Annotated in this window: 13 protein-coding genes; 5 read left to right on the plus strand and 8 right to left on the minus strand. The window is 72.1% G+C overall.

Annotated elements, in window-relative coordinates; all coding sequences use genetic code 11:
- Positions 1-33: 33 nt before the first annotated feature.
- On the minus strand, positions 34-408 hold the full coding sequence (locus CP975_RS01400; protein WP_055530216.1) for a hypothetical protein: 375 nt from the start codon (positions 406-408) through the stop codon (positions 34-36).
- A gap of 573 nt (positions 409-981) precedes the next feature.
- On the opposite strand from CP975_RS01400, the gene CP975_RS01405 reads away from it, so the two are divergent.
- Entirely contained in the window at positions 982-1866 is an 885-nt protein-coding gene (locus tag CP975_RS01405; RefSeq protein WP_055530299.1) for an SGNH/GDSL hydrolase family protein, read from the plus strand.
- A gap of 148 nt (positions 1867-2014) precedes the next feature.
- Positions 2015-2890: an endo alpha-1,4 polygalactosaminidase gene (locus CP975_RS01410; protein WP_150477761.1), complete on the plus strand. Its 876-nt coding sequence runs from the start codon at positions 2015-2017 to the stop codon at positions 2888-2890.
- Between the two features lie 33 nt (positions 2891-2923).
- Here the strand turns inward: CP975_RS01410 and CP975_RS01415 are convergent, their stop codons facing one another.
- The 3 genes from CP975_RS01415 to CP975_RS01425 form a co-directional block, all read right to left on the minus strand.
- Entirely contained in the window at positions 2924-3745 is an 822-nt protein-coding gene (locus CP975_RS01415; protein WP_246201744.1) for an APH(3') family aminoglycoside O-phosphotransferase, read from the minus strand.
- 70 nt (positions 3746-3815) lie between these two features.
- Complete coding sequence (locus CP975_RS01420; RefSeq protein WP_055530218.1) at positions 3816-5384, minus strand: PTS ascorbate transporter subunit IIC; 1569 nt, start codon at positions 5382-5384, stop codon at positions 3816-3818.
- A 24-nt stretch (positions 5385-5408) separates the two neighbouring features.
- Positions 5409-6185: a PTS sugar transporter subunit IIA gene (locus CP975_RS01425; RefSeq protein ID WP_055530219.1), complete on the minus strand. Its 777-nt coding sequence runs from the start codon at positions 6183-6185 to the stop codon at positions 5409-5411.
- 122 nt (positions 6186-6307) lie between these two features.
- Here CP975_RS01425 and CP975_RS36320 point away from each other — a divergent pair, with 122 nt between their 5' ends.
- On the plus strand, positions 6308-6772 hold the full coding sequence (locus CP975_RS36320; protein ID WP_342787892.1) for a DUF3048 domain-containing protein: 465 nt from the start codon (positions 6308-6310) through the stop codon (positions 6770-6772).
- A gap of 224 nt (positions 6773-6996) precedes the next feature.
- On the opposite strand, the gene CP975_RS01435 is transcribed toward CP975_RS36320, so the two are convergent.
- The gene (locus CP975_RS01435; RefSeq protein WP_150476494.1) at positions 6997-7860 is read right to left on the minus strand and encodes a peptidoglycan recognition protein family protein; all 864 of its coding nucleotides are present in this window, start codon (positions 7858-7860) and stop codon (positions 6997-6999) included.
- Between the two features lie 230 nt (positions 7861-8090).
- Here CP975_RS01435 and CP975_RS34900 point away from each other — a divergent pair, with 230 nt between their 5' ends.
- The gene (locus CP975_RS34900; RefSeq protein WP_167532658.1) at positions 8091-8237 is read left to right on the plus strand and encodes a hypothetical protein; all 147 of its coding nucleotides are present in this window, start codon (positions 8091-8093) and stop codon (positions 8235-8237) included.
- Here the strand turns inward: CP975_RS34900 and CP975_RS01440 are convergent.
- Entirely contained in the window at positions 8213-9022 is an 810-nt protein-coding gene (locus CP975_RS01440; protein WP_055530221.1) for an NAD(P)H-binding protein, read from the minus strand. The genes CP975_RS34900 and CP975_RS01440 overlap by 25 nt on opposite strands.
- Positions 9023-9127: 105 nt before the next feature.
- Here CP975_RS01440 and CP975_RS01445 point away from each other — a divergent pair, with 105 nt between their 5' ends.
- Positions 9128-9547, plus strand: a complete 420-nt coding sequence (locus tag CP975_RS01445) for a winged helix-turn-helix transcriptional regulator (protein WP_055530222.1) — start codon at positions 9128-9130, stop codon at positions 9545-9547.
- Positions 9548-9668: 121 nt separating this feature from the next.
- Here the strand turns inward: CP975_RS01445 and CP975_RS01450 are convergent, their stop codons facing one another.
- A complete protein-coding gene (locus CP975_RS01450) occupies positions 9669-11888 on the minus strand; it encodes an MMPL family transporter (protein ID WP_055530224.1) in 2220 nt (739 codons plus the stop codon).
- Between the two features lie 327 nt (positions 11889-12215).
- A complete protein-coding gene (locus CP975_RS01455; protein ID WP_246201370.1) occupies positions 12216-13394 on the minus strand; it encodes an epoxide hydrolase family protein in 1179 nt (392 codons plus the stop codon).
- Positions 13395-13457 lie beyond the last annotated feature (63 nt).

The following is a 13457-nucleotide window of genomic DNA, read 5'->3' on the forward strand; positions in this document are numbered from 1 at the left end:
CGCCGGGTCAGGCGTCGGGGACGGTCTGCGTGCTCATCGGTGGGGTGGGCCCCGCGGGGCGGCGGAGTCGATCGCCTCGTGCGACCGTGCGTGCGGGGCGGCGGGCCGTGTGTCCGGTCCGCCGGTGGCGCGGTGCGGCGCCGTGTCGGCTGCCGTACGCGGTGGGCCCACCGGCTGCGGGCCCGGCAGGTGGGCGTCGAGGCGGTGCGCGACGGCGACGGTGAACGCGGGGGCGTCTTCGGTCCCGGTCTGCTTCCCGGCGTGCGCCACGGTGTGGTGGGTGGGCGTGCCGTCGGCCCGGATGCCGGCCGCCGCCGCGGCAGCGGCCGGGGCGAAGAGGGCGAGCACGGTGACGACGAGGGCCACCGCGGACGAGGCGAGGCGCGCGGAACGACGCTGCTGCGACACGCGGGCCCCCGATCCCTTCCTCCGCGCCGACCCCCCGGTGCGACGACCGGGTCAGCTGCTCACCGGCCACGCACCGCGTGACCGCACGCCTCGCTCAACGTACGGTCGTCCCGGGTGGTTCCGCCGCACGCCGGTGGGCTCAATTCCCGTACTCCACGAGGCTGGTGGGGACGACGACCTGCCGGGGCGGTGCGGGGTCCTCCCCGACGGGTGCGCCCCTGCCGTCGGCGCGCACGCGGTCCGCGCGCCTCGCACGACCGGGCGGTCGCGGGTGAGGGCGTCACCCCGCTGCGTCGTGAAAGGGCCTACCAGAGTGTCGCCGCACGGGCTTTCACCGGCCTGGTCGTGGAGTGGGTCGCGGACCACGGCGACGGCGGCTGATCTCTTCTGTGCGGAGGCGGCCGGCCGTCCGGAGCCCACACCGGCACGGTGGCGGGCTTCTTTGTCACTCGCATGCCAAGAGACCTCACCCGGACGCGCATCCCGACACGTAGTGAGAGATGTGAATCCTGAAATACGTTGCCCAAGCCCTGGGATCCCCCACCGTCCGCCCGGAGGAGAACGTCCATGCGCATGCCCGCACAGCCCCGGACCGTCGCCGCCCTCACCGCCCTCGCCGCCGTCACCGGAATCACCACGCTCGGCCCCGGCGCGGGTCCTGCCGCCGCCGATGCCCGGGAGCCGTTGCGCTACGTCGCCCTCGGCGACAGCTTCAGCGCCGGCTCGGGCGTACTCCCCCTGGACCCGAGCGCCCCGCTCCTCTGCGCCCGCACCACGAAGAACTACCCCCACCTGCTCGCCGCCTCCCTCGGCGCGAAGCTGACGGACGTGACCTGTGGCGGCGCGCGGACCAAGGACCTCGCAACGTCCCAATACCCGGGCGTGGCCCCGCAGTTGGACGCGCTGAAGAGCGACACCGAGCTGGTGACGCTCACCATCGGCGGCAACGACAACAGCACGTTCATCAACTCGATCCTCGCCTGCGGCACCGCCGGGGCCCTCTCGGGTGGCAAGGGCAGTCCCTGCAAGGACGCCCACGGCGACTCCTTCAAGGAGCAGATCGACGCCAAGACGTATCCGGCGGTCAAGGCCTCCCTCAACCAGATCAAGGCCAGATCGCCGAAGGCGAAGGCCGCCATCCTCGGTTACCCGTGGATCACCCCGGCGAAGTCCGTCCCCGGCTGCTTCGCCAAGATGCCCATCGCGGAGGGTGACGTCCCCTACCTCCGCGATCTGCAAGGCCACTTGAACAACGCCGTCCGGCGCGCCGCGGCGGAGACCGGTACGACGTTCGTCGACATGGACGCCGCCTCCGACGCGCACGACGCCTGCCGCCCGCTGGGCGAACGGTGGATCGAACCGATGCTGTTCGGCACGAACTTCGTCCCCGTACACCCGAACGCCGCGGGCGAGGCCGGGATGGCCGCGCAGGCCGCGAAGGCCCTGAAGCTGTCCTGACGCCGTTCTGAAGTTGCCCGGACCCCGTCCTGAGGCTGTCCTGACGCCATCCGCGGGGCCCGGCGCGGCGTCCGCGGCAGGGGGCTGCGATCCTGTTCCGGTGACCGGAACCACGTGGCCCACCAGCAACAACCGCTCCTTGCGGCCCCTGCGAACCGGCGTCGGCGGCGCCCCGCTCCTCGCGCTTCTCGCTCTCCTCGGCCCGCTCGCCGCCTGCTCGTCCGACGCCGCCGACCGGGGCGGGCCCGGCACGTCCGCCGCCGCGCCCCGCCCCTCCGGTTCATCCGGTTCCGGCGACGCCGTGCGCCGGCCGCCCGTGAACGCGGCCTTCGACTACCAGCTGGGCGGCGCCTATCCGCCCCAGTCGAAGGTGCGGGCGGTCTCCCGCGACCGCGCGGCCGAGCCCGCTCCCGGCCGCTACAACATCTGTTACGTCAACGCCTTCCAGGCCCAGCCCGGCAAGGACATCGCACGCTGGTGGCAGCGTGAACACCCCGACCTGCTCCTACGCGACGACCAGGGCCGGACGGTCGTCGACGAGGACTGGCGGGAACCGCTGCTCGACATCTCCACCCGCGCCAAGCGCGCCGCTCTCGCCGAGGTCGTCGGCAAGTGGATCGACGGCTGCGCGGAGGCCGGATTCGACGCGGTGGAGCCCGACAACCTCGACTCCTACGAACGCTCCAAGGGCCTGCTCACCGCCGACGACGCGGCGGCCTTCGCCCGCCTCCTCGCCCGCCGCGCCCACGACGAGGGCCTGGCCATCGCGCAGAAGAACACCACCGACCTGCTGGAGCGACGCCGCACCATCGGCTTCGACTTCGCCGTGACCGAGGAGTGCGCCCGCTACGAGGAATGCCCCGCCTTCGCATCGGCGTACGACGGGAGGGTCTTCGACATCGAGTACGAGACGAAGGACTTCACCACCGCGTGCCGTTCCTGGGGCCGGAAGCTCTCCGTGACCCTGCGCGACCGCGACGTCCGTCCCGCGGGCGAGGACGGCCACGTGTACCGCCACTGCTAGCCGGTTCCTGGAGGGACCCGTGACGCGCGGGTCCTAGAAGAACTCGTCGAGGAGCCGGTAGTAGGCCAGCCGGTCCTCGTCGACGACCGCCTCCGCGGTCGCCCCCTGGAGGTACCGCTCCAGGAACCGCCTCGCGTACGCCGGGCCGAACCACGGGTCCTCCTCGCTCGCCAACTCCCGCAGGGCGACGGCGAGATCGGTGTGCCGATCGGCCCGGCCGAGGCGGATCACGTCGATGACGCCGGTGACGCGGCAGGTCTCCGGGTCGATCAGCACGTTCTCCGAAGTGAGGTCCCCGTGGGTGACCACCAGGTCCTCCGACGCCGGGCGGGTGCGGTGCAGTTCGTCCAGGAGTTGCGGCCCCGACCAGCCCTCGCGCTCCTCGTCGAGGTCGTCCAGGTCCACGAGGCCCTCGTGGAGGCTGCGGGCCGCCTGCTCCTGTGTCACCGCGAGGCTCCGGTCGAAGGGGCAGTCCTCGGAGGGCAGTTCATGCAGGGCCCTGGTGATGTCCGCGAGCGCCTCGGTCACGGCGGTCCGCTGCCCCTCGGGCCACCGCTCGGCAGCGGGCCTGCCGGGGAGCGCCTCCGTCACCAGCCAGGCCACTTCGCCGTCCGTACCCCGCTCGACCAGGCGTGGCACCGGAATGCCCCGCCCGGCGAGCCAGGTGAGGCGATCGGCCTCTCCGGACAGGTCCAGGGGCGAGCCCTCGTACGTGGCGGGAGCGACCTTGACGTACAGGTCGGGTCCGGCGCCGTCCTGGACGGTAAGGCGGTGCACCTCCGCGCCCGACCGGCCGTCCGTCGCGGGGGTCCACCGATAGGCGGCGTACCGCCGCCGCAGCCCACTGTCCATGATCCGCATCATGGCAGGCACGTCGCCCGCGTCCCACCGGATTTACGGGCCGGATTTCAGGGGCCGCTCAGCCCTACGCCTGCGGTGGCGGAGGCGGCTTCGGGGCGCCGCGCGGGGGTGCGATCCTGCCGTACGCCGCCGGGGCGTCGGCCGCCGCCGATGCAATGGCCAAGGCCGGGGCCTCTCGCCGTGGCGGCAGGGCGTCGCGGTGGGCGCCCGGATCCCAGCCGGTGTCCACGACTCGCTTCTGGAAGATGACCGCCCCGAACAGGACGGCCGCGCCGATGAGCAGCATCAGGACGACGCCTCCGGTCTCGCCCGCCTTGGCCGCGTACCCGATGAGCGTGCCGAACCAGCCGAAGTCGGCGTCGCCGAACGTGGTGTTCTCCTCGCCGAAGGCGCCGAGGACCTTCAGGAGCAGCGCGGGCAAGAAGGTGATCAGGACGCCGTTGACGAAGGCACCGAGGGCCGCTCCGCGACGGCCGCCGGTGGCGTTGCCGTAGACGCCGGCCGCGCCGCCGGTGAAGAAGTGCGGAACCAGGCCAGGCAGGACGAGGGCGAGTCCGAAGGCGGGGTGGAAGATCCAGGCGAGCAGGCCGAGGCTGACGAGGCCACCGGTGAAGCTGGAGAGAAAGCCGACGAGCACGGCGTTCTGGGCGTAGGGGAAGACGATCGGCGCGTCGAGCGAGGGCACCGCCCCCGGCACCAGTCTCCGCGCGATGCCCTGGAAGGCGGGGACGAGTTCACCGAGGATCGTACGGACGCCGAAGAGGATCACGGCGACCGCGATGCCGAACTGCAAGCCCTGCATCACGGACTGCATGACGTAGTCGCCGACGCCGCTCGCGCCCGCCGCGCCGTGGTCGCCGAAGGCCTTGAACGCGGCCTCCTTGCCAACCTTGCCGAGGAAGATGAGCGCCATGACGAGGTAGATCAGCACCATGGACAGGGCGGTCGCCACCATCGAGTCGCGCAGGAAGCGCAGGCCCTCGGGAAGGTTCATCTCCTCCGTGCTCCGGCTGCGGCGGCCCACCAGTTGGCCGGTGGCGCCCGCCGCGATGTACCCGGCGGTGCCGAAGTGGCCGATCGCCACGCTGTCGCTGCCGGTGACGCGTTTGGTCCAGGGGTGCGCGAAGGCCGGCATGGCCACCAGCAGGATGCCGAGCAGCACGCCGCCGACGAGGACCACGGCCCAGGAGGCCTGGCCCGCGATGGCGAGCACCATCGTCAACAGGGTTGCCATGAACAACATGTGATGTCCGGTCAGGAACACGTATCGCAGGGGGGTGAAGCGGGCGAGGAGCAGACTCACGGCGAAGCCGAGGATCATCAGCCAGGCGACACGGGCGCCGTACTGCTCCTGCGCGATGCCGACGATCGCCTCGTTGGTGGGAATGACGCCGTGTGCGCCGGTGGCTCCCTGGATCATCTCGCCGAGCGGGGCGAGGGCGCCGACGACGAGCGTGGCACCCGCCCCGATCAGCAGGAAGCCGAGCGTCGCCTTGATGGCGCCGCCGACGACCTGCCCCGCGGGTTTCTTCAGAGCGATCAGGCCGGCGGCGGTGATGAGGCCGATGAGGTACGCGGGTTGGCTGAGGATTTCGTTGACGAGGAACTCGGCGGTCGACACGAGCCAGTCCATGGTGGGTTCTCCTTGCCCGCGTCGTCAGACGTCGTAGGTGTCGCGGAGCACGCGGTCGGCCTCCGCGGCGCTGGTGAAGTCCTCGACGACCTTCACCGGGATGCCGACGTCGCCGAGTGTCCCGGCGATCTCCCGCGAGGTGAGGATGGCGACGGCCTCGTTCGCCTTGCCCTTGGCCGAGATGGTGTCCGTCGCCTCGACGGTGACGTGGCGGCTCCACCCCCAGCGGTCCAGCACGCCTTCGAGGGTCTGTTTGAGGAACAGGCTCGTACCGACGCCGTTGCCGCACACGGTCAGGATCTTGTGCAGGTCGTCGCCGCTTCCCGCCGCCTCGCGGGGGTGTTCGCCCTCCCGTCCGCCGGACAGCAGGGCGTGCACGGCCCGCGGGGTGCGCGCCTCGCGCAGGGCACGGGCCGCCGCGGGGTCGGCGAGCAGCCGGGCCAGGGCCGCCATGGCCGCCGTGTGTTCCGAGGCGTCCTTCGCGGCGAGGCCGACGACCAGCTCGACGGGGTCGTGGGCCTCGTGCCCGAACCGCACGGGAGCCGCGAGCCGGACCCAGGACATGCCGGTGCCGAGGACCGCGGGCGAGGGCCTGGCGTGCGCGAGGGCCAGGCCGGGGGCGATGACGATGTACGGCCCGTTCTGTTCGACGTTCTCGATCATCTCGGCGGTGTACGTGTCCGTGGCGGCGCCCGTCGCGACCAACAGGTCACCGGCGCGCCGGACGGCTTCGCGCCAGTCGGCCGCCGGGGCGTCGAGGAGGACGGCTTCCACGGGGAGGATCTCGTTCAGCGCTGCCATGCTCATGATTCTCGCCGACGTGCGCGGCCAGGTACCTGGCGGAACGCTGATAGGACCGAGCCACGCGGGGCGCCCCCGGAAAGAGTGACGCGCCGCCGGGTGGACGGCCCCTGCGGTGATCATTGGTCCCCCCCCCCGGCGGGAGGAAGGTCTGCGCGTGCCGCGTCACGGTCAGCGCCTGTGCCGCCCTTGCGGCCAGGTCAGGCTGCACCCGCGCAGGCGCCACAGCGCTGGCCCTGGTCGCCGCGGCGACGCTCACCGCGGGTGGCCCGCCCGTCGCGAGCGGCCCGCGGTCCGCGGACGCGTCGGGGCACGAGGGCGCGCCGTCGCCGCGGGGCACGTCCCCCTTCACGGGGCTGACGGCACATCACGGTCCGGTGCTCGCGGTGAAGTTCGACAACGCGCGAGTGGCACGTTCGCACACCGGCATCGAGCAGGCGGACATCGTCTACGTGGAGAAGGTCGAGGGCGGTCTGAGCCGTCTGATGGGCGTCTACTCCAGCGCGCTCCCGAGCGCGGCCGACCGGCCCACCGACATCGGTTTCCGCTTCGGCTCGGCGCGCGGACCGTCGTGGTCCGGTACGTGACCATGCGGCCCTCGCGGTTCAAGGACGTCAACGGCGCGGTGACCCCGTGCATCGAGACGGTCGGCAGCGGAGACGCCCTCGTACTGCGGGACGGAAAGAGCTACGCCACGCGGTGAAAGCGGGCGACGGCCACCGGGGGCACGACGTTCACGCTCGCCGACGGCGCGCGGATGCCGTTCGCCCCCGGTCAGGTCTGGATCGCCTACGCGGACCGTCGCTGAGAGCTAGCGGTGTTGCAGGCGGGCGGCCGCCTCCCGGATCGCGGGCAGTTCGGCGGTGAGCGCGGCGCCCGGGCAGTGGGTGTGGTAGCCGTCCTTGTGGGCTGCGACCGTGGGCAGGACCGCGGCGGTGCCGGTGGGGAACCTGCTCAGGTTGTTGCTGGAGACCAGCAGGGCGGCGCCGCGCGGATCGATGCCAGAGAGGCCGAGCTTCCAGGCGGCCAGGGCCGCGATGGCGTCGGTCATGGCCTTCGGCACCGGCGTGCCCGCGGTGAAGGTGCCGATCGCGGCGACGCCCGCTGAGCGGTGGTTGAACCCTTGCGTGTGCGCGCCGACGACGGGCCGCTCGGTGCCGCCCGCGCGCCCCTCGTACAGCGTGCCGCAGCGGTCCACGAGGAAGTTGTAGCCGATGTCGTCCCACTTCCTGGCGCCCGCCTGGCCCGCGTGCAGGGCGCGGATGATGCGGGGCGCGTCGGCGCAGTCGTATCTGTTCGGGGAGTCGGTGTGGTGGACGAAGAGGGCCTCGACCCGGTTCGCGTAGCGCGCGGGCGGCGGCGTGGGGGCGTTCGGCGTCAGCCAGGCCTCGCGCGGCACGATGCGCGGTCGCGCCGCCCGGAACGCCGTGGAGCCGCGGCGCGTCGGCACCGCGGCGGCGGGCATGAGGGAACGGCGCCCGGCGACGACTGTCGGCGCGTACGCCCAGCCCTCACCGCTCCTCGCGTCGGGCACGGCGGGGTCGATGCCCGCCGCGCACGCCAGCAGGAGCCCGCAGGCGACCGTGCCCGGCAGCCAGCACAGCACCGCACGCACCGCGCCCGGCACGCGGTGCGCGGGCGGCGGGGGGAAGCGGGGTGCGGGGCGGACACGCATGTCTGTCACTCTCCGCCGGGCAGGTGGGTTCGTCCTGCCGTGTGCGGCACATGGCGGAACCAGCGGGGCGGACCGTCGGCTTCCCGTCGGCCGCGCCGGGGCGTGGGGCAGGGCAGTGAGCCAGGCTTCGGTGAGCAGGTCGTGGCCGCGTGGACTCGGGTGGACATCGAAGCACCCCACGTACTCCGCGAGAAGGCGGCCGGTGTGGCGGAGCCCCAGCAGGCCCACCCGTGAGGAAACCGCCGGTCGGCCGCCACCTCGTGGCCGACGCGGTGCACCTGCTCGGCGACGAGGACGGCATGCAGCCCGGGGGCCCCAACCTCGTCCTGACACCGCATCTTGCCGGCACGGCTCAGCCCCGCACCGCGCGCACGTAGGCCTCGATCGCCGGGCGCGGCGCACGGCCGAGCAGGGTGCGAAGGTCGTTGCGTGCGATGGCCGTGCCGTCCAGGAAGCCGGCGGTGACCGCCGAGTACGTACTCATCAGCATCGGTACCTGGAAGGACAGCGCCTGGCCCGCCCCGATCAGGGCGGCGCGGGTCGCGGCGAGCGAGTCCGGTTCGTACGAGCCGTCCAGCGCGGCCGCGAGATCGGCGCCGCCGATGGCGTGCTCGCCGACCAGCTCGTAGGTGCGGCCCTCGTGTGCGGCCGGTGCCGTCGCGACCCTGACGGCGACCTCCGCCAGGTCCTCGCGGGCCACCGCCGCGAGGCGGCCGGTGCCCAGCGGGGCGGCGATCGTCCCGTCGGGGCCCGGCGCCGCGATCGCGGCGAGGAACTCCGCGTACAGGCCGTTGCGCAGCACCGTCCACTTCAGCGAGGAGGCCCGCAGCCTGCGTTCGGTCCAGCGATGGGCCAGCGCGTACGTGAGGTGGTCGCCGTCGCCGCTGAGGCTGGTGTAGACGAGGTGGCGCACGCCCGCCTTCTCGGCGGCGGATATCGCGGCGTCGTGGCGGGCGATGACGATGTCGTCCTCGGCGGCGCCCGCGGAGATCACCAGGAGGGTGTCGACGCCGGTGAAGTCCAGCGACGCCGGGTCGTCGAAGTCGACGCGGCGCTCGCCGGGGGCCGGCTCGCGCGTGCCGAGGACGACGTCGTCGCGGTCGGCGAGGCGGGCGGTGACGAGCTTGCCGAGGGCGCCCGTGGCACCGGTGATCATGAGCATGGGATGGTTCCCCCGTTGTGAGTGGTTCCTCTTCACGGGCCGTCGAGCAGCGGCCCCGGAACCATCATCAGCGGCGATGATCACGCCGCGTAAGGAGGCACTTGAATGTCAGCAGGGCACACCGCGGTAACCACACCCGCGGTCGCGGACCCGGTGATCAGCTGTGAGACGTCCCAGGACGAGTGCGGGGTCAGGGACGTCCTGGACCGGCTCGGCGACAAGTGGTCCGTGTACGTGGTGGTCGAACTCGCCTCGGGGGTCCTGCGGTTCAAGGAGTTGCAGCGCAGGATCCGCGGCGACATCTCGCAACGGATGCTCACCGTCACCGTGCGCCGCCTGGAGCGTGACGGGCTGGTGAAGCGCACGGTGTATCCGACGGTCCCGCCCCAGGTCGAGTACGAGCTGACCGAGCTGGGCCACAGCCTCACGCACCTCGTCAAGGCCCTCGCCGACTGGTCGATCGGTCACCGGCCCGACATCGCCGCCGCCCGCGCCTCCTACGACGCGGCACAGCGGGATTCCTGACGGCGGCGCGGGGACCGGGCGGCAGCCGGGCAGCACGACCGGCCGGAACGACCGAGCGGGCCGGCCGGGGCTCTCCCCGAGGGGAGTGCTCCGGCCGGCCCGCTCAGCGAGCACGACGGTGTCACCTGCCGAGGGGCTGAAGCTCCCGGTCGGTCTCCGCCTCGGGCGTGGCCGTGTCGCCGAGGGCCTTGTGCAGCTTCTCGCCCTCCACGTCCACGTTCGGCAGCGCCTTGTCGAGCCAGCGCGGCAGCCACCAGGCGGACTTGCCGAGCAGCGCGAGCACCGCGGGGACGATCGCCATGCGGACGACGAAGGCGTCGAAGAGGACGGCGACGGCCAGACCGAAGCCCATCATCTTGATCATGTCGTCGTTCTCCATGATGAAGCCGGAGAAGACGCTGATCATGATGACCGCGGCCGCGGCCACGACCCGGCCGCCGTGGGTGAAGCCGGTCACGACAGACTCGCCGGGGCGCGCCCCGTGGACGTACGCCTCGCGCATCCGGGTCACGAGGAAGACCTCGTAGTCCATCGCGAGACCGAAGACCACGCCGATCATGAAGATCGGCATCATGCTCATGATCGGGCCGGGCTGGTCGACGCCCACCAGGTCCGCGAGCCAGCCCCACTGGAAGACGGCGACGACGGCGCCGAGCGCGGCGGCCACCGAGAGCAGGAAGCCGAGCGCGGCCTTGAGCGGGACCAGGATCGAGCGGAAGACCAGCATCAGCAGGAGGAACGCCAGGCCGACGACCAGGCCCAGGTAGGGCAGGAGCGCGTCGTCCAGGGTCTGCGAGAAGTCGATGGTCATCGCGGTCTGGCCGGTGACGAGGACCTCGGAGCCGGTGTCGGGCCCGATCTCATCGGCGCTGGAGCGGATCGACTTGACCAGTTCCTCGGTCTTGTGGTCGCTCGGGCCGGTCTTCGGGACGACGTTCAGGATCGCGGTGTTGTCGGCCTTGTTGGGCGTGGGAGGCGTCACGGCGACGACCCCGTCGACCTTGGCGAGCTTCTCGCGGACGGTCTTGGCGGCGTCCGCCACCCCGGAGTCCTTGCTGACGGTGACCATCAGCGGGCCGTTGAAGCCCGCGCCGAAGGACTCGGACAGCATGTCGTACGCCTTGCGCTGGGTGCTGTCCGGCGCCGACGTGCCCTCGTCGGGCAGGCCCAGTTCGAGGCTGGCGGCCGGGACCGCCACGGCGCCGAGGCCGACGACCGCGACGAGCAGGACGGCGAGCGGGCGGCGCAGCACGAAGCGCGCCCAGCGGGTGCCGAGCTTCGCCTTGGCGTTCGAGTCCTGGAGCTCGCTCAGGGACTTCTTGCGGTCCTTGCGGCGCAGCACCTTGCGGCCCGCGAAGCCGAGCAGCGCGGGGATCATGGTGAGTGCGATCAGGACGGCGACCACGACGGTGCCGGCCGCGGCCAGGCCCATCTTGGTGAGGATCGGGATGTTGACGACCGCGAGGCCGGAGAGGGCGACGACGACGGTGAGGCCGGCGAACACCACGGCGGAGCCCGCGGTTCCGGTGGCCCGGCCCGCCGCGTCCTCCGGGGTGCGGCCCTCGGCTATCTCCGCTCGGTAGCGGGAGACGATGAAGAGGGCGTAGTCGATGCCGACGGCGAGGCCGATCATCATCGCGAGAGTGGAGGTCGTACCGGAGAGGTCGAGCACGCTGCCGAGGGCGGCGATGCTCGAGATGCCGATGCCGACGCCGATGATCGCGGTGAGGAGCGGCATGCCCGCGGCGACCAGCGAGCCGAAGGTGAGGATCAGGACGACCGCGGAGATCGCGATGCCGATGAGTTCGGCGCTGCCGCCCATCTCCTGCTCGGCCATGACCGCGTCGCCGCCGGTCTCGACGGTCATGCCGGCGTCACGGGTCTCGTCGGTGGCCTTGGTGAGGGCTTCACGCGACTTGTCCGTGAGTTCGGGGGCGGCCACCTTGTACGTCACCGAGGTGTACGCGGTGGTGCCGTCCTTGCTGACGGTCTTGGCCTTGTACGGGTCGTCGACGCCCGCGACCTGGGAGCCCTTGCCGATGGCCGCGACCATCTTCCCGACCTCGGCCTTGGATTCGGCGGAGGTGATCTTCTCGCCCTTGGGGGCACGTATGACGACGCGGGCGCTCGCGCCGTCGGCGCTGGCGTCGGGGAAGCGCTTCTCGAGGAGGTCGAAGGCCTTCTGCGACTCGGTCCCCGGCATGGAGAAGGAGTCTTCGGGCGGGGCGGGAGCGGTCGACGCAGCGACGCCCGCACCTACGAGGAGCGCCACCCAGAGCAGCGCCACATAACGGCGTCGCCGGAAGGCGAGGCGGCCTAGTTTGTACAGGAACGTAGCCACGGCGAAAGGGACCCCCGTCGGGTTGGGCAGACACGGAATGGCCCCCCGACGGCGCGATCCGCGCACGTCAGGGGGTCCAGCAGGATTCCTCTCCATACTCACTGCCGTTGACGGGTCAGGAGTCCGACTGCGAGCCGGACTATCGGCCCACGGTCGGTGTACTGCGCCCGGTGCGGTGTCATCCCCTGGGAGGAGGCCCGATCACGCTGTCTCGTTCACAGGGTGCAGTCACGTGTCAACGGTTTCGTCGCCATTGGCGCGGAACTTTCGGCTCCCCTTTACGCCGCGCTCTCACAATGCCCCGATTTGCCCCTAGTGCGGGCACGGTCACCCCTCGGCTCTCAACGGGCGGAAGAACGCGCGCAGTTCGCGCGTGACCTGTTCGGGCTCCTCGTGTGCCATGAAGTGCCCTCCGTTGCCCGGCGTGCTCCAGTGCCGCAGATCGGTGAAGACGCGTTCGGCGAGGCTCTTCGGGTAGTGCGCGAAGGCCGGTTCATGGCTGAGGGTGACGGCGCCGGGGACGGTGATGGGCGGCACCGGCCTGTTGTGGCGTACGTAGTCGTAGTACTGCCGGAAGGACGAGCCGATGCAGCCGGTGGCCCAGTAGAGGGTGGCGACGGTCAGCAGGGTGTCCTTGTCCCAGCGGGACGCGAGGTCGCCGTCGCAGTCGCTCCAGTCGCGGTACTTGTCGATGATCCAGGCGAGCAGGCCCGCCGGGGAGTCCCGCAGCGCGGCGGCGAGCGTGTCGGGCCGGGTGCACATGATCTCGCTGTAGCCCTGGTCGTCGGCGTCGTACGCGGCGAGGTGGTCGAGGTAGGCCTGCTCCTCGGCGGTGGGCGGGTCCGTGTCGAAGTCGGCGGAGACCACCGCGGAGGTGATGTGCACCCCCGCGACCTCGCCGGGGAAGCGGGCGCCGAGCCACTGCGTCACCCCTCCCCCGATGTCACCGCCGAAGGCGCCGAAGCGCCGGTAACCGAGCGTCTCGGTCATCAGGGTGTGCCAGATGCCGGCGACACCCTCGCGGGTGAACGGCCCCTTCGGCGCCCCGGAGTGGAGGAAGCCGGGCAGCGAGGGCACGACCACGTCGAAGGCGTCGGCGGGGTCGCCGCCGTGCGCGCCCGGGTCGGCGAGCCGCCGGGCCAGGCCCAGCATCTCGACGTAGCTGCTCGGCCAGCCGTGACTGAGGATCAGCGGCAGCGGCGCGGGGGCGCCATAGGGGCGCGGTGCGCGCAGGTGAACGAAGTGGACGGGTGCGCCCGCGACTTCGGCGATGCGGTGCGGGAAGGCGTTGAGCGCGGTCTCGGCGGCTCGCCAGTCGAAGCCGTCCGCCCAGTAGGTGACGAGGTCGCGCAGGTAGTCGGGGTCGGTGCCCGCGGCCCAGTACGTCGGGTCGGTGGCCGTGGTGTAGAGGGTGCGCCGCAGGCGTGTGCGCAGGTCGTCCAGGACGTCGTCGGGGACGAGCACGCGGAAGTCGCGGGCAGGGGCTCGCACAGAGCTGGTGTTCACGGGTGTTTCGGTTCCTTCGCTCAGGAGTACGCGATCGCGGTGGGCGGGCGCTCCTGGGCGGTG

This window comes from Streptomyces alboniger (assembly GCF_008704395.1).
GTDB classification, from domain to species: domain Bacteria; phylum Actinomycetota; class Actinomycetes; order Streptomycetales; family Streptomycetaceae; genus Streptomyces; species Streptomyces alboniger.